19 protein-coding genes are annotated in these 19,064 nt (G+C 70.3%); 11 read left to right on the plus strand and 8 right to left on the minus strand.

Annotation, left to right across the window (positions count from 1 at the left end):
* Positions 1-15: 15 nt before the first annotated feature.
* Positions 16-552, minus strand: a complete 537-nt coding sequence (locus tag ADL03_RS14080) for a hypothetical protein (protein ID WP_053733803.1) — start codon at positions 550-552, stop codon at positions 16-18.
* 110 nt (positions 553-662) lie between these two features.
* Positions 663-1,043 carry an STAS domain-containing protein gene (locus tag ADL03_RS14085; RefSeq protein ID WP_053733804.1) on the minus strand — a complete coding sequence of 127 codons (381 nt, stop codon included), beginning with the start codon at positions 1,041-1,043 and terminating at the stop codon, positions 663-665.
* Between the two features lie 352 nt (positions 1,044-1,395).
* Between ADL03_RS14085 and ADL03_RS14090 the strand changes: the two genes are divergently transcribed.
* A complete protein-coding gene (locus ADL03_RS14090) occupies positions 1,396-1,617 on the plus strand; it encodes a hypothetical protein (protein WP_053733805.1) in 222 nt (73 codons plus the stop codon).
* A 12-nt stretch (positions 1,618-1,629) separates the two neighbouring features.
* Here ADL03_RS14090 and ADL03_RS14095 read toward each other — a convergent pair whose 3' ends face one another.
* A complete protein-coding gene (locus ADL03_RS14095) occupies positions 1,630-2,556 on the minus strand; it encodes a beta-propeller fold lactonase family protein (protein WP_197288310.1) in 927 nt (308 codons plus the stop codon).
* Between the two features lie 442 nt (positions 2,557-2,998).
* Here ADL03_RS14095 and ADL03_RS14100 point away from each other — a divergent pair, with 442 nt between their 5' ends.
* From ADL03_RS14100 to ADL03_RS14110, 3 genes are all read left to right on the plus strand, one after another.
* The gene (locus ADL03_RS14100) at positions 2,999-4,255 is read left to right on the plus strand and encodes a DUF6357 family protein (protein ID WP_053734006.1); all 1,257 of its coding nucleotides are present in this window, start codon (positions 2,999-3,001) and stop codon (positions 4,253-4,255) included.
* Between the two features lie 98 nt (positions 4,256-4,353).
* On the plus strand, positions 4,354-4,983 hold the full coding sequence (locus ADL03_RS14105; protein ID WP_197288311.1) for a TetR/AcrR family transcriptional regulator: 630 nt from the start codon (positions 4,354-4,356) through the stop codon (positions 4,981-4,983).
* Positions 4,980-5,387: a PPOX class F420-dependent oxidoreductase gene (locus ADL03_RS14110; RefSeq protein ID WP_231641826.1), complete on the plus strand. Its 408-nt coding sequence runs from the start codon at positions 4,980-4,982 to the stop codon at positions 5,385-5,387. The genes ADL03_RS14105 and ADL03_RS14110 overlap by 4 nt, the downstream gene beginning before the upstream one ends.
* A gap of 16 nt (positions 5,388-5,403) precedes the next feature.
* Here the strand turns inward: ADL03_RS14110 and ADL03_RS50200 are convergent, their stop codons facing one another.
* The 4 genes from ADL03_RS50200 to ADL03_RS14125 all read right to left on the minus strand — a co-directional run bounded on the left by ADL03_RS50200 (position 5,404) and on the right by ADL03_RS14125 (position 8,423).
* A complete protein-coding gene (locus tag ADL03_RS50200; RefSeq protein ID WP_255353358.1) occupies positions 5,404-5,535 on the minus strand; it encodes a hypothetical protein in 132 nt (43 codons plus the stop codon).
* Positions 5,532-6,983, minus strand: a complete 1,452-nt coding sequence (locus tag ADL03_RS14115; protein WP_053733807.1) for an arabinofuranosidase catalytic domain-containing protein — start codon at positions 6,981-6,983, stop codon at positions 5,532-5,534. The genes ADL03_RS50200 and ADL03_RS14115 overlap by 4 nt, the downstream gene beginning before the upstream one ends.
* A 233-nt stretch (positions 6,984-7,216) precedes the next feature.
* Positions 7,217-7,567 (minus strand): STAS domain-containing protein, encoded by a 351-nt coding sequence (locus ADL03_RS14120; RefSeq protein WP_053733808.1) that lies wholly within the window; start codon positions 7,565-7,567, stop codon positions 7,217-7,219.
* Between the two features lie 70 nt (positions 7,568-7,637).
* On the minus strand, positions 7,638-8,423 hold the full coding sequence (locus ADL03_RS14125; protein ID WP_053733809.1) for a GAF and ANTAR domain-containing protein: 786 nt from the start codon (positions 8,421-8,423) through the stop codon (positions 7,638-7,640).
* Positions 8,424-8,887: 464 nt separating this feature from the next.
* On the opposite strand from ADL03_RS14125, the gene ADL03_RS14130 reads away from it, so the two are divergent.
* The 3 genes from ADL03_RS14130 (at position 8,888) to ADL03_RS14140 (ending at position 13,681) form a co-directional block, all read left to right on the plus strand.
* A complete protein-coding gene (locus ADL03_RS14130) occupies positions 8,888-10,246 on the plus strand; it encodes a glycoside hydrolase family 43 protein (protein ID WP_053733810.1) in 1,359 nt (452 codons plus the stop codon).
* Positions 10,247-10,257: 11 nt separating this feature from the next.
* Positions 10,258-11,697: a family 43 glycosylhydrolase gene (locus ADL03_RS14135; RefSeq protein WP_053733811.1), complete on the plus strand. Its 1,440-nt coding sequence runs from the start codon at positions 10,258-10,260 to the stop codon at positions 11,695-11,697.
* Positions 11,698-12,148: 451 nt separating this feature from the next.
* The gene (locus tag ADL03_RS14140) at positions 12,149-13,681 is read left to right on the plus strand and encodes a non-reducing end alpha-L-arabinofuranosidase family hydrolase (protein ID WP_053733812.1); all 1,533 of its coding nucleotides are present in this window, start codon (positions 12,149-12,151) and stop codon (positions 13,679-13,681) included.
* 137 nt (positions 13,682-13,818) lie between these two features.
* Here ADL03_RS14140 and ADL03_RS14145 read toward each other — a convergent pair whose 3' ends face one another.
* Positions 13,819-16,488 (minus strand): LuxR family transcriptional regulator, encoded by a 2,670-nt coding sequence (locus ADL03_RS14145; RefSeq protein ID WP_053733813.1) that lies wholly within the window; start codon positions 16,486-16,488, stop codon positions 13,819-13,821.
* Positions 16,489-16,595: 107 nt separating this feature from the next.
* On the opposite strand from ADL03_RS14145, the gene ADL03_RS14150 reads away from it, so the two are divergent.
* The 4 genes from ADL03_RS14150 to ADL03_RS50205 all read left to right on the plus strand — a co-directional run bounded on the left by ADL03_RS14150 (position 16,596) and on the right by ADL03_RS50205 (position 18,696).
* Complete coding sequence (locus ADL03_RS14150) at positions 16,596-17,042, plus strand: VOC family protein (protein ID WP_053734008.1); 447 nt, start codon at positions 16,596-16,598, stop codon at positions 17,040-17,042.
* 35 nt (positions 17,043-17,077) lie between these two features.
* Positions 17,078-17,674 (plus strand): VOC family protein, encoded by a 597-nt coding sequence (locus tag ADL03_RS14155; RefSeq protein ID WP_231641828.1) that lies wholly within the window; start codon positions 17,078-17,080, stop codon positions 17,672-17,674.
* Positions 17,675-17,793: 119 nt separating this feature from the next.
* Positions 17,794-18,303 carry a DUF4231 domain-containing protein gene (locus tag ADL03_RS14160; RefSeq protein WP_197288312.1) on the plus strand — a complete coding sequence of 170 codons (510 nt, stop codon included), beginning with the start codon at positions 17,794-17,796 and terminating at the stop codon, positions 18,301-18,303.
* 72 nt (positions 18,304-18,375) lie between these two features.
* Complete coding sequence (locus tag ADL03_RS50205) at positions 18,376-18,696, plus strand: carboxylesterase family protein (RefSeq protein ID WP_082373147.1); 321 nt, start codon at positions 18,376-18,378, stop codon at positions 18,694-18,696.
* Positions 18,697-19,064 lie beyond the last annotated feature (368 nt).

Raw genomic sequence — 19,064 nt, forward strand, 5'->3', positions numbered from 1 at the left:
GCAGACCGGGCCGCGTCACCTGGTGCGGGCGTGCTTGCGGGGGAGCGGTCCCACTCCGCTGTGGCGGCCGGGACGCAGCGCGGCGTGGCGCTGTCCGGGCCCGGGGCCGGAGCGGGCGGCCAGGGCGTCGGCGACGACACCGGTGGCGAAGGCGTAGACGCTCTTGTGCAGCAGGTCCACCACCAGCTCCCCGCGCGGCCACGTGGGTGGCGGGGCACCGACGCCCGTGGCGTTCTCCAGGACCTGGTCGTTGGTGAGGCGGACCACGGCGAACTTCGCCGAGGACCACGGGCCGCGCAGCCCGGCGTGCGCCATGACCGACCGCAGCACACCGAGCAGCGCGCCCTGGCCGATATGCATCGCCAGGTTGACCGGCACCGGCTGCCGGCCACCGGGCCGTTCCCGCGCACCGGTGAGTCGTTGCAGCACCCGCGCCGGCACGTGGGAGTCCGGCCGGCCGGTCAGGCGCTGTTCCACCTTCTCGCCCAGCGTCATCACCAGCACCCCGGCCGTGCCCGCGACCAGGCCTTCCCACAACGCGCGTTTCATCATGCCGCCACGAGTACCCGGCTTCCGGCGGTCTATACGGCCCGGCCTGGCGCGCCGCCTGCACCCCTGACCGCGCCGGCGAGTCGCGACGACCACCGGGGCCCGCTGCTCAGTCAGGCCGAGGCGAGCCGCACCGCCGTGATGGCCTCGTCCACCGTCGAGCTCATGGCGAGGACCCCGTACACCTGACTGGTCTGCAACGGCCGCACGACGCTGTGGTTGTCGGCCACGATCGCGAACGGCACGCCGAGCCGGCCGGCGTGGTGCTGGGCGTTGAGGAGCATCGCGATGCTCGCCGACCCCATGAAGTCGACGGCGCGCAGGTCGACCACGACCGCGACGGGCCGGCTGTCGAGCAGTGCGTCGAGCTCGCTCGCCACGTGCTGGTTCAGCGCCGTGTCGAGCGTCCCGGCCACGCGGACCACGAGGATGCCGTGACGTGTGGTCGTGGTGTGCACGAGAGTCGGCGCTTCGTGGGTGGTGTGCTGGTCCATGTCGTCTTTTCCCGAGCGTCGAGGTGTTCGCCGGCCTGCGGAGCCCGGCCACCGTCGTGATCCGCCGTCGTGATCCGCCACGGCAACAGCGCGGACCCGCCGGAGTGATCACGTACGGGTGTCGGCGCACTGTTCGACCGACGAGAGGTCCTCGGCGGTGCCGGTCGCACCACCAGGAGGAACGCTGGAATACCACTCCACGGCACCCGCAAACACCGGGCGGTCAACCTCGCCGCGCACACGTGGTTTCGGCGCTCCAACGAGGGATATCCGCCCGGTGACGTCGAACAGCCGGCGACCTCCAGGTGTGTGACCTCTCCACGGCCCGCACCTCCAACCCACGGGAGTCGCCATGGCCACCAAGCCCTGTCCCGGCCGCGGTGCGGTCATCACCTACCTCAACCCCGACGTGATGCACCCGAGCGTCTACGTCCGCGCCGTGGTCATCGGGGTGCACGTGGTCGATCCGCTGACGTCGCACACGTGGGTGCCGGTGCTGCGGCCCGACGGAGCCGTGCTGGTGCTCGACACCGCGAACATCATCAAGGTGCAGCCCGAGCCCGGTCGCGCGTAGCCCCGTGCGCGGTCACGAGGTCACGGCCACTCCTTCCGGCTCACGGCCGATCGGCACCGCGGCGACCAGCTTCCCGGTGCCCGCGTCGATGATCGACATCAGTCCGGCGGCGGTGTTGGTCACGTAGACGAAGCTGTCGTCGGGGCTGGCGGCCGAGCCCTCGGGCTGCTGCGCCACCGGGACGGCGGGAACGACCGGGCCGCCGGACCGGTCGAGGACGGACACGGTGTCCGAGCCCGCATTGGCCACGTACACCCGGCCGTGCGGCGTGACCGAGACGCCCATGGGCGACTTGCCGACCGCCGTCGACCTGATCGGGTCGAGGTCGCGGGCGTCGATCACGGTCACGGTGTCCGAGCCGGTGTTCGCCACGTACACGCGGTCGCCGTTGGGGCTCGTGTCGATGCCGGCGGGGAAGCGGCCGACGGGGATGGTGGCGATCGGCTTCTGGCTCTTGGTGTCGATCACCGTCACGCTCTGGGCGCCGTTGTTGGTGACGTAGACGCGTTTGCCGTCCGGGCTCACCACCGGGGTGTGCGGGAACCTGCCGACCGGGATCTCCAGCACGGGCGTGTTGGTCCGCACGTCGATGACGGTGACCGTGTCCGAGCCGAAGTTGGTCACGTACGCGTGGGTCGGGGTGACCGCGACACCGAACGGGTGCTCCCCGACCGGCACGGTGGCCACCACCTTGTACGTCCTGGCGTCGATCACCGAGACGGTGTCGGACAGCTCGTTGGTCACGTAGACCAGGTCGCCGCTGTCCGAGACGCCCACCCCGACCGGGGAGTGGCCGACCGGCACCGACGCCACCACCTCTCCCAGCCGGGTGTCGTAGACGGCGGTCACGTCGGCGCCGCTGTTGGCGACGAACACCTGAACGCGTGGCGGGTAGCGGGTGGCGAACACGGGCGCGGGCGACAGCAGGAACGCGAGCATCACCGCGATGACGCCTATTCGCGTGAGGCGCGCTCGCCTGATAGTGGAACCAAACCACCGTGAGTAGAGTTTCAGCTCGGCTGCAAACTCCATCAACGAGCTCCTTCGTCACTGGTGATCATGTGGAACGTGCCGGGCCGAACGCGAAAAGTCCTCCGGACCTGCTCGTTCGACAACCGCGCTCGTGGCGCTGGAGCAGTGGAGCGGTGTCGATGACGGAATTGCCCCTTGCTCGCCGGTGACACTAATGGCCTAGTGAGCGACTCTGCCGGGTGAGGCGGACGGGCGTACCTCGTCAGGGCGATGAATTCGCGCGAACGGGTTGAGCAGCGTTTTCGCGTGACCGGCCGCCCGTCCGGGTGGAGCTGGGCCCTGACGACGTCCGGGAAGTCCTCCGGATTCGGTGCATCTGACCGGTTCGGTGCGTCTACTGTGCCTCGTCGTGGGCACGAGGCAACTGACGTTCAGCGATGACAAGGGCGACGAGCAGGAGTGGCTCCCCGGCGATCCGCGGTCCGCCGTCGACGCGTTCCTGGAGTTCGTCGCCGAACGCCGCGAAGCCGGCACCACGTCGTTCGCCATCGAGGACGAGGAGAACGACGAGGCGCTGCTGTTGCTGTTCGAGGTGCGCGCCGTCTGCCGGGTCAAGGGCCCGCAGCACGCGCGGACCGAGTACCGCGTCGTCACCGGCCGCGGCGACCACCGCGCGCAGGTGGACACCTTCGTCCGCGGCGGTTTCGCCGCTCTCGACCCCCACGGCCCCTGGCTGCCGGACGTCGACAGCCTCCTGCGGGCGCGCTCGGCTCAGCTCCACGAGAAGGCCGCGCGCCGAGCCGACTCCGGTTCGGACGCTCCTGAGCGGCGCCGGAAGGAGCTCCGCTCCGAGTTCGACACGTCCGTGCTGCGCCGGACCCACCCGCGCGAGCTGCGCCGCCGCCTGGAGGTGCTGACCCTCGTCGACGGACGTGAGCCGGCGACGGTTGCCGGGGTCACGCACTACGGCTTCGGCGACGCCGTCAACGCCTGGTTCACCGCCGGCGGCCGGGGCCTGGTGGTGACGTTCGACCGCACCAGCGCGCTCGACTGCTCCGACGACGCCGCCGCGCAGGCCGCGTTGTACGACGGCGTACCGGCGGACCTCCTCGCCCTCGTGCGGAACGCGCCGGAGTCGAGCACCGCGCTCAACGTCCCGCACCCCGACGGCGGCACCCTCGTGGCCGCCACCGGGATCTTCACCTTCGCGGGTCCCTGCGCCATGGCCGACGGCCTGGTGTCCCGCCTGCAGGAGACCGGCACGGGCATCGAGGACACCGGACTCGACCGGCTGGAGAACTTCCTCGCGCTGAAAGACTTCACCCCCGCCGCGGTCGCGCAGGCCGGACCGTGGAGCGCCGAGGACGTCGCGAGGGGCTTCGCCGCCTCCGCACCGGAACAGGCCGTGCCGGCGCTCGACAAGGAGGCGGTGGACCGCTTCTGCGAGATCTGGGCCGACTCCGGGTACAACGACCGCTGGGACGTGCACTACGTCCTGTTCGACAGCTACACGGTCGAGGAGGCGGGCGAACGCCGGGACGACCTCCTGGAACTGGTCGGGACCCTCGGGCTCGACCGCGTCGACGCCCCGCCGGAAGCCACCACCGGCGAGGTGTGGGTTCGCACCGATCCCCGCATCGACGCGGAACTCGGGAACTGGGCGTGAGGAGCTGACCTCGCGCGCCGTTCGGGTGTGCGCTCAAGCACAAAGTGGAAGAGACCTTCAACTTGGAATAGCTCTTCCACTTAGCTAGGCTTCGGCACGTGACCGAAGCGGCTCCTCCTCTGCGTCGTGATGCCGAGCGCAACCGCCAGCTGCTGCTGCGCACCGCGTACGACCTCATGGCGGCGCAAGGGCTGGACGTGTCCTATGAGGACATCGCGCGCGCCGCCGGTACCGGGATGGGCACGATGTACCGGCGCTTCCCGCACCGGCAGGACCTCCTGGACGCGCTGTTCAGCGACCACATCGACACGGTGATCGGCTTGGCGGAGCAGGCGTCGCGGCACGAGGACGCCTGGGCCGGGCTCGCCTGGTTCCTGGAGCGGCAACTCGAGATCGAAGCGCAGAGCCGGGGGCTGGGGGAGCTGCTGCGCAGCCGCAACCAGGCCACCGGGTCGGTGCTGCGGGCGCGCGAGCGGATGACGCCGCTGGTGGCCGACCTGGTCGACCGGGCCGTCCGCGCGGGTCAGCTGCCGCAGGGGGTGACGCCCGCGGACTTCGCCGCGGTGCACGTGATGGTGGGCAGCGTCATGGACGCCTCCCGCACCCACACCCCGCACCTGTGGCGCCGCGCTCTCCGCATCGCCCTCGCGGGCGTGCGCCACGCCGACCTGTCCGGCGACCAGCCGGACGAGACGGTCATCGACCGGCTCTACAACGACAAGACGTGAAGGCACACCCCATGACGGCTCTGTCCGACGACCTGGTCGCGGTTCTCAACGCCAAGGCCATCTGCTTCATCACCACGCTGATGCCCGACGGGTCGCCGCAGATCTCCCAGACCTGGGCGGGCACGGACGGCGAACACGTGCTCATCAACACCGTGGCGACCCACCAGAAGACCCGCAACGTCCAACGCGACCCGCGCATCGCCATCGGCATCGCCGACCCGGCCGCGCCTTCCCGCTACTGGGCGCTGCGCGGCAGTGTCGTGGCCATGACCACCGACGGCGCCCGCGAGCACATCGACGCGTTGTCCCACAAGTACATCGGCCGGCCCTACCCCGGTTTCGGCGGCGGTGAGCAGCAGCGCGTGCTCCTCACCGTGAAGGTCGACCGGGTGCACACGCCCTGAGCCGGCCACCTGCCCGTCACAGTCCCAGGTGGACGAACCCCACCTGGGCGCCGAGGTGGTCGGGCATCCGGTCGCGTTCCGCGCGGATCGCGCCGTCGGCGGGTAGGACGAGACGACGTCGTCCAGCGCGGAGTACGCGGATCCTCACCCCCGCAGGCTCCACCGCTGGTTCGTACCGCTGTGGCACGACCAGAGGATCAGCTTCGTGCCACCGGCCGTGCCGCCGCCGTTGGCGTCCAGGCAGAGACCTGACTGCACGCCGGTGACGGTGCCGTTCGCGTTGACGTTCCACTGCTGGTTCGCGCCGCCGTGACAGTCCCAGATGATCACCTGGGTGCCGTTGGCGGTGCCCTGACCGTTGGCGTCGAGGCACTTGGTGCCGTGGACCTGCAGCCTCCCGTCGACCGTGCGGGTGAAGCGCTGCCGGTCGGCGCTCTGGCAGTCCGCCAGCTGCACCTGGGTGCCGTTCGCGGTGCCCGGCACGTCGACGCACCGCCCCGACTGGTCGCCGACGATCTGCACACCCTGCTGCGGGGTGCCGCCGGACGGCGCGTAGCCGGCCGCGGCGATGCCGGCCTGCACGGCCTCCTCGGTGGCGTTCGACGGGTAGCCGGAGGTGAGCGCGCCCTCGTAGAAGGTGCCGGTGCCGGTCACGCTGTTGTCGCCGCCGATGCCGAGCAGGATGGCGCCCTGCTTCCTCATCGGGTGGTAGCCGCTGGGCCGCGGGCCGTCGAACATCGTCGACAGGCCGCCGGTCTGCGCGTTGCCGCCGCGGATGGCCCAGTGGTTCGGCTCGCCCTTGACGATCGCCGTCACGAAGCGGTGGTTGATGCTCGGGTTGCGGTTGTACCCGGCGTTGACGCCGGAGAACAGGCCCCACTCCAGGTCGGCCATGATCCACGGGCCGGGCCCGTCGCCGTAGCCCCACTGCTTGCTGGATCCGAAGTAGACGGTCTCCATGATGGCCGGCCGGTCGGCGGTGTTGGTCGTCTGCGCGTTGCCGTAGTCGAAGCAGCACCACTGGTTGTGGTGCTGGCCGTTGACGACGGCGTAGATGCCCTCCGGCTGGTCGCCGGTCGCGACACCGCTGGTCCTGTTGTTGCGGTAGCCCGTACCGGGTGAGATGTAGACGCCGTAGGCCTTCCGGCCGCCGACGGTGACGGGTGCGGCCTTGGCGTCGGCGAGGTTGTCCCACCCGCCCGGCGCGGGACCGGGGAAGTGACCGGGCGGCGCCTGGGTGAGGTGGTTGCCGCGGCCGGACTGGTCGTAGATGACGCTGATGACGCAGGCCGAGGTGGCGCAGAACGCGTCCTGGGCGGCGGCGTCGGCCACCCCGCCCGCGCTGAGCACACCGATGTCGCGCGTGGTGCTGTCGGAGGTCCGCCTGAGCTGGTACAGCGGGCCGTTGTAGTTGCCGTACAACGCTCTGGTGGTGCTGTGCGCGGCCACGCACGGTGTGCCGCCCGAGGCGTAGATGTCGCACGGCCCGGACGCGGCGGCACGTGCGCCCGGCTCGTCGGACAGTGCGGCGGCCGAGACGGTGAGCGCGAGTGCGGCCGCGGCTGCGGTGACGAGGCGGCGTGATCGACGTTTCATGCCCTGTCGAAGCCTTCCGTGGATGCCCCCGGGATCGAACCGGTTCGACCCGGAGAACGAGTCTGAGACGGCGGCATCGGCAAGACTGGCCCAGCGGCCGGTCGCGCAACAAGGGTGGGGATCGAACGGACCGCCGGTGTGGTCGAATCGGTTCGAACCGAGCACCGCCACTCGGAGGCTGACCGCGTGCCCTCGGCCTGGGCGTGGCCGGTGGTCACCGCGGGCGAACCGGCTCAGCGTGCTGCCAGCGCCTCGGGCACGGTCACGTAGAGCTGGATCATCTCGTTCAACGTCGTCGCACGCAGTGCCCGCAGCACGCTCCCGGCCGGTGCCACGACCCGCAGCGGCACGTCCTGGTCGACGCCGCGCAGGTGGTACTCGACCAGCACGGACAGGCCGGACGAGGCCAGGAACGAGATGTCGGTCATGTCGAGGACGACCGCCGACCGGTGCTCCGCCGCCTGCGCGAACGCCTCGTCCAGGTGCTCGTGCAGCAGCGGTGCGGTGTAGGAGTCGACCTCGCCGGTGACCTTGAGGACCACGGCCTTCTCGTGCAGTTCGGTCTTGGCTTTCAGTGGTGCCACGCTCCTCTCGCTGATCCCGTCCCAGCGTGCCGGTCCGGGTGTCCGCTGTCGATCACCGGCCGGCGCCGGTTCAGCGCCGGATGACGTCGTCGATCAGGTTCCTCGCGACCTCGCGGAGTTTCAGGTTCTCGTTCTGCGACTTCTGGACGAGCATGCCGAAGGCGTCGTCCGCCGTGCAGGCGTGCACCGCCATGAGGACGCCCTTGGCCTGTTCGATCACCGCTCTGGACACCAGCGCGGTCTCGAGGTTCTTGATGTGGTCCTGCGAGCGTTGCGACCGGTGGGAACTGCCGATCGCGGCGCTGGCGGCCGTGGTGAACAGCCGCATGACGCTCTCGTCGAACGGGTCGAACGCGGCGGGGGAGTAGCTGTAGATGTTGAGCGAACCCACGTGCACGGCGTCGTTGTGGTCGGAGGCCGGCAGGGCGATCGGCACGGACAGGTAGGCGCGGACGCCGTGCTGGTCGGCGGAGGTCTCGAACTCGGGCCAGGCGTCGTGGTTCTCGCCGACGACCGCGCGGACGGCGTGCAGGGTGCGGGCGGCCTCCAGGCAGGGGCCGCGGTTGGCGCCGTACTGCTTCTCGTCGATCTCGATGAGGGTGGTGTCGCTCGCGGCCGCGGTTCTCGGCTGCTCCGGGTTCACGGTGATCGTCACGGCGTCGGCGTCCTGGATCGCTCTCGTCGCGGTCTCCGCGAGCCGCTGCAGGACCTCGTCCAGGGGTTCCTCGTCGGAGAAGCCGTCCCGCAGCGCCGCCAGCGCCGCGGTCGCCTCGTCCAGGCGGTCCACGGCGTCCTGCCGGTCCGTTTCTGCGGGCCGGACGTCGCCCTGTCCAGTCAGAGCCGTGAGGTCGTCCATGCCGCATCGCCTTTCGCCGAGAACGAGTTCGCGGCGCTGGATGCTCAACGCTCGCACCGAATGATACGGCGCAGGAGTTCGGGTGACTGCGGCACACCGGGTGAGGAACCGAACCGGTGCGGGTGCTGGAGTGTTCAACAGCCCGCACCGGTTCAGGCCGGCCACCAGAGGTGGCCTACCGTGCTGAACTCGCGCGCGCACGGTATCGGGTCATTACCCCGATTCGGATCAAGTAACTCCTGCATCGCGGCATCGGTCCGATGTTGCCGGTGGACGAGCGGTGCGCGGCACGGGTCCGTGCCGCAGGTTGTCCCTTGTTATCGCTAACGTCCGCACCCCGTCCCTACGCTTGCTGGATGAGGCCTCCTGGTTCACGTGCTTGAAGTTCTTGCCAGACGGGCCGTCAGGCCACATAGTGTTAACGCTAACTACCGGGCCCTCTCAACGTCGCAAGGAGCCGGTTCATGCGCTTGTCCCTGCCGTGCAGTGCGCGCTCCGCCAGGAGGGCCGCGCTGATCGTTGCCATGAGCGTGCTCGCCGCCGTCGCCGCACCCCCGGTGGCCTCGGCCGCCGGCCCCGCACCGCACTACCTGATGACGGCGTTCACCAACAGCAGCGAGTCGAACATGTACGTCTACGACTCGGCGAACGCGACCAACTTCACGCAGGTCAGAGCCAACGCCTACACGCCGCCGACCGGTCTGATCCGCGATCCGAGCGTGCTGCGGCACACCGACGGCTACTACTACATCGTCTACACGACGAACTGGACCGGCGACACGATCGGCTTCGCCCGCAGCGCGGACTACGTCACCTGGACGTTCCTGCGCAACGTCCGCGTCGGGCTCAACGGGTCCACCGGCAGCACCTGGGCGCCGGAGTGGTTCAAGGACTCCGACGGCAGCGTGCACGTGATCTTCTCGGCGTCCTCGACGGGAACGGCGGGGCAGTTCCGGCCGTACCGGATCACCGCGACGAACGCGGACCTGTCGGCGTGGACCAGCCCGGTCGCGCTCGGCATCCCGGCGAACTACATCGACAGCCACGTGGTCAAGGTCGGCGGCACGTACCACAACTTCCTCAAGAACGAGACGTCGAAGTACGTCGAGCACGCCACCGCCACCTCGTTGAACGGTCCCTGGACCTTCGTCGGCACCGGCGACTGGGCTGGCTGGGGCTCCGGGCTGGAGGGGCCGGCGCTCGTGCGGCTGCCGGACGGGCGCTGGCGGATCTACTTCGACCAGTACGGCCAGCACCGGTACTTCTACGCCGACAGCACGAACCTCACCTCGTTCGGCGGCAAGGTCGAGCTGCCGGGGCTCTCCGGTGTCGCACGGCACTTCACGGTGCTGCGCGAGGACTCCGGCGACGGCACCGCCGTGCCGACCGGCAACCGGTCGCTGCTCTCGGTCAGCCACCCGGACCGCTACCTGCGGCACCGCGACAACCTGGCCTACGTCGAGCCGGTGAGCGCGTCCAGCAGCGCGTCGGCCCGTCAGGACGCGACGTTCACGATCGTGCCGGGCCTCGCGAACGGCAACTGCCACTCGTTCCGGTCGGTGAACTTCCCCGACCGCTACCTGCGGCACTACGCCTTCCGCGTCCGGCTCGACGTCAACTCCGGCGACGCGGTGTTCGCCCGCGACGCCACGTTCTGCGGCCGCGCCGGACTGGCCGGCGGCACCAGCACGTCGTTCGAGTCCTACTCCCACCCCGGCCGCTACCTGCGCCACTACAACTACGAGGTGCGCGTCGACTGGCGCACCTCCGACGCGGTGTTCGCCCGCGACGCGTCGTTCACCGTGTCCGCGCCACTGGCTTGAAAGGACAGTCGATGAAGACAGCCCTGCAGCGTCTCCTCGTGCTGGTAACGATCACCCTGCTCGGTGTGGCCGGTCTGCCCGTGACACAGGCGAGCGCGACGCCCGCGGTGCGGTACACGAACCCGATCGCTCCGCAGCGCGCCGACCCGCACATCTTCAAGCACACCGACGGCTTCTACTACTTCACCGCGACGGTGCCGGAGTACGACCGGATCGTCCTGCGCCGCGCGACCACGATCCAGGGCCTGGCCACCGCGCAGGAGACCGTGATCTGGCGCAAGCACTCGAGCGGTGAGATGGCCGCCCACATCTGGGCGCCGGAGATCCACTTCATCAACGGCAGGTGGTACGTCTACTTCGCCGCCGGGCGCAGCGACGACATCTGGCGCATCCGGATGTACGTGCTGGAGAGCTCCGCGGCCGACCCGCTGACCGGCGGGTGGACCGAACGCGGCCGCATCACGACCCCGTGGGACACCTTCTCGCTGGACGCCTCCACGTTCGTCAACAACGGCGTGCGGTACCTGATCTGGGCTCAGCAGGAACCGGGCATCGCCACGAACTCCAACCTCTACATCGCCCGCATGGGCGCCAACCCGTGGACGATCACCGGCGCGGTGACCAGGCTGACCGTGCCGACGCTGGCCTGGGAGACCCGCGGCTACAAGGTGGCCGAGGGACCGACGGTCCTGCAGCACAACGGAAAGCTCTTCCTCACGTACTCGGCCAGCGCCACCGACGCGAACTACTGCCTCGGCATGCTGACCGCGTCGGCGTCGGCCGACCCGCTGAACGCCGCGTCGTGGACCAAGAGCCAGAACCCGGTGTTCGCCACCAACGCGGCGACCGGCCAGTACGGGCCGGGCCACAACTCGTTCACGGTGTCGGAGGACGGCCGCAGCGACGTGATGGTCTACCACGACCGCAACTACCGCGACATCAGCGGTGACCCGCTCAACGACCCGAACCGCCGCACCCGTGTGCAGAAGGTCTACTACCGGTCCGACGGCACACCGGACTTCGGAATCCCGGTGGCGGACGGCCCGACCCCGGTCCGGCTCAAGGCGTACAGCGCCGCCGACCGGTTCGTCCGGCACTGGGACTACCGCGCGCGGCTGGAGGCCGACGTCACCCCGCTGGCCGACTCGCAGTTCCGGGTGGTGGCCGGGCTGACCGGCACCGGCACGGTCTCGCTGGAGTCGGCCAACTTCCCCGGCTACTACCTGCGGCACCGCAACAACGAGCTGTGGGTCGAGCGCACCGACGGCAGCACCCTGTTCCGCAACGACGCCAGCTTCACCCAGCGCGCCGGGCTCGCCGACGGCGCCGCGGCGTCGTTCGAGTCGGTGAACTTCCCCGGCCGCTATCTGCGGCACAGCAACGGTCTGCTGTTCCTGCAGGCGGTGACCGATGCTCAGGGAAGGGCGGACGCGACGTTCCTCCTGGAGTGACGCCGCTCGTTTCCGCGCCATTTCCCCGCGCTGGCGAACGGCAATGGCCGCCCCGGTGAGCAATGAGCCCGACGGTGTGGGCCACGCCTGGGTAATTCGGTTGTCCAGGCGTGGTCGCACCTGCTCAGAGCATGTTCGGAGGCGCCAGTCGACGCGCATCTCGTGCTAAAAAATCGCTTCTTTTAGCAATGCGCAATGCGTCGACTCCTGTTGTCGAAACATTTCTCCGCACCTTGACCGGAAGGAGATCGTCCTCCACGATTCGAGGTATGCGATCGGCACTGGCGGCAGCGACAACTCAGCCCGTGCGCCTCTCTCCCGCACACGGATTGTCGACGCTGACGTAATAGCTGTTCGTGAAGAGGGCGCGCGATGGACCACTCGGCGCAAGCGGTCGTTCGAACGTTGCCCGTGCCGCGGTATTTCCCACCTCGACGAAGAGGAGCAGGCCATGGTCCGGACAGACCATCATCCGCCCACCGCAGTCCCACGCACGCGCGGTCGCCGCCTCGCGAGCGTCGCCGCCGTCGTCTCCGTGCTCATCGGCGGTCTGCTGGTGGCGTTCAACGCGGCGCCCGTGTCGGCGGCGACGGTCGACACCACCGCCTGGTACGTGCTGGTGAACCGCAACAGCGGCAAGGCGCTGGACGTCTACAACCTCGCCACGAACGACGGCGCGCGGATCACCCAGTGGGCCCGCAACGACGGCAACCAGCAGCAGTGGCAGTTCGTCGACTCCGGCGACGGCTACTACCGCGTGAAGTCGCGGCTGTCGGACAAGGTTCTCGACGTCTACAACTTCTCCACCGCCGACGGCGGCAACATCGTGCAGTGGGCCGACAGCAACGGCACCAACCAGCAGTTCCGGCTCGCCGACTCCGACGGCGGCTACGTGCGGCTGGTCAACCGCAACAGCAACAAGGCCGTCGAGGTCCAGGGCGCGTCCACCGCCGACGGCGGCAACGTCGTGCAGTACAGCGACTGGGGTGGCACCAACCAGCAGTGGCAGCTGGTCCGCGTCGGCGGCGGCACGGGCCCCACCACCACGACGACCACGACGCCCGGCAACCCCGGCACGTGCTCCCTGCCGTCGACCTACCGCTGGTCGTCGACGGGCGCGCTGGCGCAGCCCAGGCAGGGCTGGGTCTCGCTCAAGGACTTCACGCACGTCATGTACAACGGCAAGCACCTGGTCTACGCCACGACGCACGACACGGGCAGCAGCTGGGGCTCGATGAACTTCACGCCGTTCACGAACTGGTCCGACATGGGTTCGGCCGGCCAGAACGCGATGAGCTCGGGCACCGTGGCACCCACGCTGTTCTACTTCGCACCGAAGAACATCTGGGTGCTGACCTACCAGTGGGGCCCGACCACGTTCAGCTACAAGACGTCGAACGACCCCACCAACGCCAACGGCTGGTCGGCCGCGCAGACGCTGTTCACCGGCCGCATCCCCAACTCCGGCACGGGCGCCATCGACCAGACGATCATCGGTGACGGCCAGAACATGTACCTGTTCTTCGCCGGTGACAACGGCAAGATCTACCGCGCCAGCATGCCGATCGGGAACTTCCCCGGCAGCTTCGGCTCGTCCTACACCGAGATCATGAGCGACACCACGAACAACCTGTTCGAGGCCGTCGAGGTCTACAAGGTCCAGGGCCAGAACCAGTACCTGATGATCGTCGAGGCCATCGGCAGCGGCGGGCGCTACTTCCGCTCGTTCACCTCCAGCAGCCTCAACGGTTCCTGGACCCCGCAGGCCGCCACCGAGAGCAAGCCGTTCGCGGGCAAGGCCAACAGCGGTGCCACGTGGACCAACGACATCAGCCACGGTGACCTGATCCGCACCAACCCCGACCAGACCAAGACCATCGACCCCTGCAACCTGCAGCTGCTCTACCAGGGCCGCAGCCCCAACTCCGGCGGCGACTACGGCAAGCTGCCCTACCGGCCGGGTGTGCTGACGCTGCAGCGCTGACCACCTGAACCGAGTCCGACCCCAGGGCCGGCGTCCTCACCGCACGGGTGAGCACGTCGGCCCGTCGGCGTTCGAGCGCGTCGACGTCCAATGAGAGCAAGGAATCCGCCGGGATCCAGGCGAGGGCGGTGAAGGACTCAGAACGCGGCGTCGCGGAGCTGGCGCCGCGAGGTCACGCCGAGCTTGCCGAACACCTTGCGCAGGTGCCATTCCACCGTGCGCGGGCTGAGGAACAGCCGGGTGCCGATCTCCGGGTTCGAGTAGCCCTCCCCGGCCAGCCGCGCGATCTGGTACTCCTGCGCGGTCAGCTCGTCGGTGGTCTCGACGGTGCGCTTGCGGACCGTCTCGCCGGTGGCCAGCAGCTCGCGGTTGGCGCGTTCGGCGAACGCCGGCATGCCCGCGGCCACCAGCATCTCGTGGGCGGTGCGCAGGTGGTCGCGGGCCTCGACGCGATGTCCCTCGCGGCGCAGCCACTCGCCGTGGAGCAGGTGGGCGCGGGCGAGCTCGCCGCGCAGCGCCGTGCGTTCCAGGTGGGCGATCGACTCGGGGAAGCCGGAGGCGTCGCCGTTCAACGCCCGCAGGCGTGCCTTGATGCCCAGCGACCAGTCGGTGTCCACCCAGGACGCCGACCGCGCCAGCGCTTGCGCCACCAGCGCGGCGTCGCCGGTGCGGGACGCGGCCTCGGCCAGTTCCGCGGTGGCCAGGCAGCCGTAGACCGGCGAGTCCTCCGCGAACACCCGCAGCGCGGCGTCCCTGGCCAGGTCGTGGCGGCCCTGGCCGTTGTGCAGCAGTGCGGAGGCCCAGTCGGTGATCGTGGCGAGCCGGCCCTGTCCGGCGGCGCGCGCCTCGCGGCCGATGGCGGCCCCGGTGTCCTCGCCGCGCAGCGCGGCCTGGAGCAGGACCGCGTAACCGACCGGCCGGGTGCCGGTGACCTCGGAGATCCGCAGGTCCTCCTCGATCAACGCCTGTGCGGCCGCCGGTTCGCCGGCGAGCAGTTCGTTGTCCGCCAGGAAGTTCAGCGCGAACTGCAGCTGCACCAGCGCTCCGGCGTCACGGGCCAGTCTCACCTGCCGCTGGGCGAACGCGCGGCGGGTCTCGAAGTCCCACAGCTCGCTCGCGAGCATGCCGCCCGCGCGGTGGCCGAGGAGCCACGGCAGGCGGCTGACGTCCTCGGCGCCGACCCGCACCGAGCGCACGGCGTCCAGTGCGCGGGTCATCGCGGGCACGGAGGCCGCGTAGCCCAGCGTCACCCGGCTGGTCAGCGCGTCCAGGACGAGGTCGGTCGCGGACGGCGGCACGTGCGGCGGGGGAGCGGTGTGCGAGGCGATCTGGGCGGGCTCGGCGGCCCAGATCGCGGCCGACACCGCCTCCAGGTGCGTCTCGCGGGCCAGGCCGGGGTCGAACGGCGTGAGCCTGGCCGCCGCGCTGAACAGCAGCGGCGCCGCCTGTGCCACGTGGCGCTGGTCGAACGCGATGTGCCCGCGCAGGTGCTCGACCTCGGCGCTGCGCCGCTCGTCGGACGGCCCCGCCTCGACCGCGCTCAGCAGCCGCAGTGCCGCGTCCAGCGCACCGGCGTCGCGCTTGGCCCGTGCCGCGGCCAGCTCGCGCCGGGCCCGCAGTCCCGGTTCCGGGGTGAGCACCGCGGCCTGTTCGAGGAACGCCGCCGCGGCCAGCAGACCACCGCGGGCCTGCGCGCGACCGGCGGAGTGCTCCAGGTCGGCCGCCACCTCCTCGTCCGGTGACGTCGTGCCCTGGGCCCGGTGCCACGCGCGGCGGTCCGGGTCCACCGCGGGATCGGTCACCTCGGCCAGCGCCCGGTGCACCGCCAGCCGGTCCGCCACCGCCGCCGACCGGTAGACCGCCGAGCGCACCAGCGGGTGCCGGAACCGCACCCGTGCGCCGAACTCGATCAACCCGGTCTCCTCGGCCGCCGCTGCCGGGTCCGCGCCCAGGCCGAGCAGACCGGCCGCGCGCCACAGCAGCGTGGCGTCGCCGAGCGGTTCGGCGGCGGCGGTCAGCAGCAACAGCCGGGTGTCGGCGGGCAGCGGTGCGACCTGGCGCACGAAGCCCTGCTCGATCCGGCTGGTCAGCGGTACCGCGTCGAGGCCGTCGGCGAGCTCGGCCGCCGTCCACGCGCGCGGCAGCTCCAGCAGCGCCAAGGGGTTGCCGCGGGCCTCGGCCACGATCCGGTCGCGCACCCGGTTGTCGACCGGTCCCTTGACCACCGAGTCGAGCAACGCGCGGGCGTCGGCGTCGTCCAGGCCGCGGACCTGCAGCTCCGGCAGCCCGTCGAGGTAGTCGTTGCCGTCGCGCAGCACGAACACCAGCGCGATCCGTTCGGCCAGCAGCCGGCGCGCCACGAAGGCGAGCACCGCCGACGACATCGTGTCGAGCCACTGCGCGTCGTCGACCAGGCACACCAGCGGCTGCTCGTCGGCGACGTCCGCGAGCAGCGTCAGCACCGCCAGGCCCACCATGAACCGGGTCGGTCGCGGCCCCGCGGCCAGGCCGAACGCCGTGGCCAGCGCTTCCTCCTGCGGGCCGGGAAGCTTGCCCAGCCGGTCGAGGAACGGCAGGCACAGCTGGTGCAGCGCCGCGTAGGCGAACGCGCTCTCCGCCTCCACACCGGCCGCCCGCGCCACCCGGAAGCCCGCCGCGCGCTCGGACACGCGGTCGAGCAGCGCCGTCTTGCCGATGCCGGCCTCACCGCGCAGCACCAGCACCTGACCTGCGCCGGACCGCGCCCGCGTGAGCAGCCGCTCGAGCGTCTCGCCCTCAGCACGCCTGCCCAGCAAGTCCTCCGACACGGGCCCGAGCCTAACGGGCCGGTGGATGACCAGGGTGTTCCACGGGGGCGACGGCACCCCTGGCGGGCGCAACCTTCAAGCACACGACGACGAAGGAGATGGACCCCATGGACTACCGGTTCGAGCTGGCCGTCATCCCGGTGAGCGACATCGACCGGGCCGTGCACTTCTACCGGACGCTGGGCTGGCGCTTCGACGCCGAGTTCGCCGACGACGAGGGCTACCGCCTGGTGCAGTTCACCCCGCCCGGCTCGCCCGCGTCGATCATCTTCGGCAGCGGCGTCACCGACGCGGAGCCCGGCAGCACGCAGGGCCTGCACCTGATCGTCGACGACGTCGTCGCCGCCCGCGAGGACCTGCTGAGCAAGGGCGTGAACGCCAGCGAGGTCTTCCACGACAAGACCGGCGTCTTCCACCACGCGGGCACCGAGGGCCGGGTCGAGGGCCCCGACCCGAAGCGCGCCAGCTACGGCTCGTTCCTCTCGTTCACCGACCCGGACGGCAACGGCTGGGTGCTGCAGGAGGTCACCACACGCCTTCCCGGCCGGGTGTGACGACTTCGCCAGTACGACTCGAAGAGGAAGCAGAAGTGAAGAAGCCCGCAGAGATCGACCAGAAGCTCGAGGTCACCGTCATCCCCGTGTCCGATGTGGAGCGGGCCAGGCAGTTCTACCGCGGCCTGGGCTGGCGCGAGGACGTCACGCCGTCGCAGGTCGTGCAGTTCACCCCGCCCGGCTCCCACGCCTCGGTCCACTTCGGCGAGGGCGCCACGTCGGCCGAACCCGGCTCCGCCCGGCACTTCCTGGTCGTCTCCGACGTCGTGGCGGCCCACGAGGCACTCGTGGCGGCCGGCCTCCCGGTCGGTGACCTGTTCCACGGCGGCCCCGACGGCCCCGTCCCCGGCGCCGACCCGCAACGCCGCAGCTACGTCACCCGCGCCGAGCTCGCCGACCCCGACGGCAACACGTGGGTGCTGCAGGAGGTCACGACCCGCCTGCCCGGCCGCGTCGAGGCCGACGACACCTCCTACGCCTCGATCGCGGACCTGGAGGCGGCACTGACCAGGGCCGCCAAGGCGCACGGCGAGCACGAGGCACGCAACGGCGGCGTGCACGACGAGCAGTGGCCCGCCTGGTACGCCGAGTACATGGTCAACGAACAAACGGGAGCCGAACTGCCGCAGTGACTTGCGAAGATCACCGGAGTGCTGCGCGGAACGCCGGGCAAACAGGCGTTCCGCGCACTCTGCCATGTCGTGACACCTGACGTGGTTACCGTGTAACCACAGGGCTCAGAGGGGGGTCGATGATGAGGCGGATTCCGGCGTTTCCCGCTCGGATCGCATCGCTGAACGACGGCGTGGTCGCGACAGCGGACGCGTACGGCGCGTGGCTGCGCACGTTCTACGACGTCAGGGCGCGCTGGCACCGGCGGTTCTACCGGCTCAGCGGGGTGGCGGTGATCTTCGCCGGTGCGGCGCTGCCGGTGCTGACCAGCCTGGACTACCCGGGCAAGAGCTGGCTGATCTCACTGGCCGGCGTGCTGGTGGCGGGGCTGACCGGGCTGCGGGCGTTCTACCGGTGGGACCAGTCGTGGATCCTGCTGCGCAACACCGAGATGGCGGTGACGGCGGCCTACCTGGAGTGGAAGACCGAGCCGGGCAACTTCCCGGTGTCGCAGGAGCCGGAGCAGAAGCTGGTGCAGGAGAAGAACGCCGCGGCGTTCATCGACCGGCTGGGGGAGCTGCGGCAGCGGGAGGCGACCATCTACTTCAAGGACATGGCGTTCCCGAGCGTGCACGGCGCCAAGCCCTGACCCGGTGGTAATTGCGTAGCGCACTCCTCGCCGGGAGGACGACGATCCGCTCACCCGACGCGAGGAGTGGTGATGGTCGAGGTCCGGGTGACCACCGGTGTCGTGCGCGGCGCACGTGAAGGCGAGGTCGTGGTCTTCCGCGGCATCCCGTTCGCGGCACCGCCGGTCGGGCCGCTGCGGTTCGGCGCGCCCCACCCGGCCGAGGCCTGGGACGGCGTGCGCGACGCACTGGCGTTCGGGCCGCCGCCACCGCAGGGCGGTGCGTTCGGCATGAACCGGACGAGCGAAGCCACTTCCTCGCCCGCGGAGACCTCGGCTCCGGCGTACGAGTCCTCTTCCCTCGGCCAGGGGAGGATATTTATAGCTGCGAGACATGTCCGATCACTCCCGTGAAACATGGAACGCGACCAAGCGCGTGTTGTCCGGCAGTGATCCACAGAAATCGATGTACTGGCGAAGAACCAGTACACGAATCAGCCGCAGATCCAGCAAGGATCCATCGACTGGTGCGTCTACCTGCCCGAACGTCCCGATGCCCTGATCGGGTGATACAGAACTTCGCTGGGCTGAGCCGCCGATTTGTAGTTTCTGTGGTCGGTGATCCATCTCGCTAACGCGGCCGCGGCCTGACCGGCGATTGCTACCCCGTTGTGAGGTGCGCAGGGTCGATGGCGTGGGTGCGCGGTCGGGACCCGAACGCCCGATCCGGAGACGCCGATCTGCATGCGCAACCTGTGGGTGTCCGTGACCACGTCGAGGCG

Source organism: Nocardia sp. NRRL S-836 (assembly GCF_001279525.1).
Classification (GTDB): domain Bacteria; phylum Actinomycetota; class Actinomycetes; order Mycobacteriales; family Pseudonocardiaceae; genus Lentzea.

Bases quoted from the DNA above. Each gene is read 5' to 3' on its own strand.
- ADL03_RS14140 (WP_053733812.1), top strand. From the start codon at position 12,149: ATGGTCCGGACAGACCATCATCCGCCCACCGCAGTCCCACGCACGCGC.
- ADL03_RS14125 (WP_053733809.1), bottom strand. From the start codon at position 8,423: ATGGACGACCTCACGGCTCTGACTGGACAGGGCGACGTCCGGCCCGCA.
- ADL03_RS14085 (WP_053733804.1), bottom strand. From the start codon at position 1,043: ATGGACCAGCACACCACCCACGAAGCGCCGACTCTCGTGCACACCACG.
- ADL03_RS14160 (WP_197288312.1), top strand. From the start codon at position 17,794: ATGATGAGGCGGATTCCGGCGTTTCCCGCTCGGATCGCATCGCTGAAC.
- ADL03_RS14090 (WP_053733805.1), top strand. From the start codon at position 1,396: ATGGCCACCAAGCCCTGTCCCGGCCGCGGTGCGGTCATCACCTACCTC.
- ADL03_RS14135 (WP_053733811.1), top strand. From the start codon at position 10,258: ATGAAGACAGCCCTGCAGCGTCTCCTCGTGCTGGTAACGATCACCCTG.
- ADL03_RS14130 (WP_053733810.1), top strand. From the start codon at position 8,888: ATGCGCTTGTCCCTGCCGTGCAGTGCGCGCTCCGCCAGGAGGGCCGCG.
- ADL03_RS14080 (WP_053733803.1), bottom strand. From the start codon at position 552: ATGATGAAACGCGCGTTGTGGGAAGGCCTGGTCGCGGGCACGGCCGGG.
- ADL03_RS14095 (WP_197288310.1), bottom strand. From the start codon at position 2,556: ATGCTCGCGTTCCTGCTGTCGCCCGCGCCCGTGTTCGCCACCCGCTAC.
- ADL03_RS14150 (WP_053734008.1), top strand. From the start codon at position 16,596: ATGGACTACCGGTTCGAGCTGGCCGTCATCCCGGTGAGCGACATCGAC.
- ADL03_RS50205 (WP_082373147.1), top strand. From the start codon at position 18,376: ATGGTCGAGGTCCGGGTGACCACCGGTGTCGTGCGCGGCGCACGTGAA.
- ADL03_RS14115 (WP_053733807.1), bottom strand. From the start codon at position 6,983: ATGAAACGTCGATCACGCCGCCTCGTCACCGCAGCCGCGGCCGCACTC.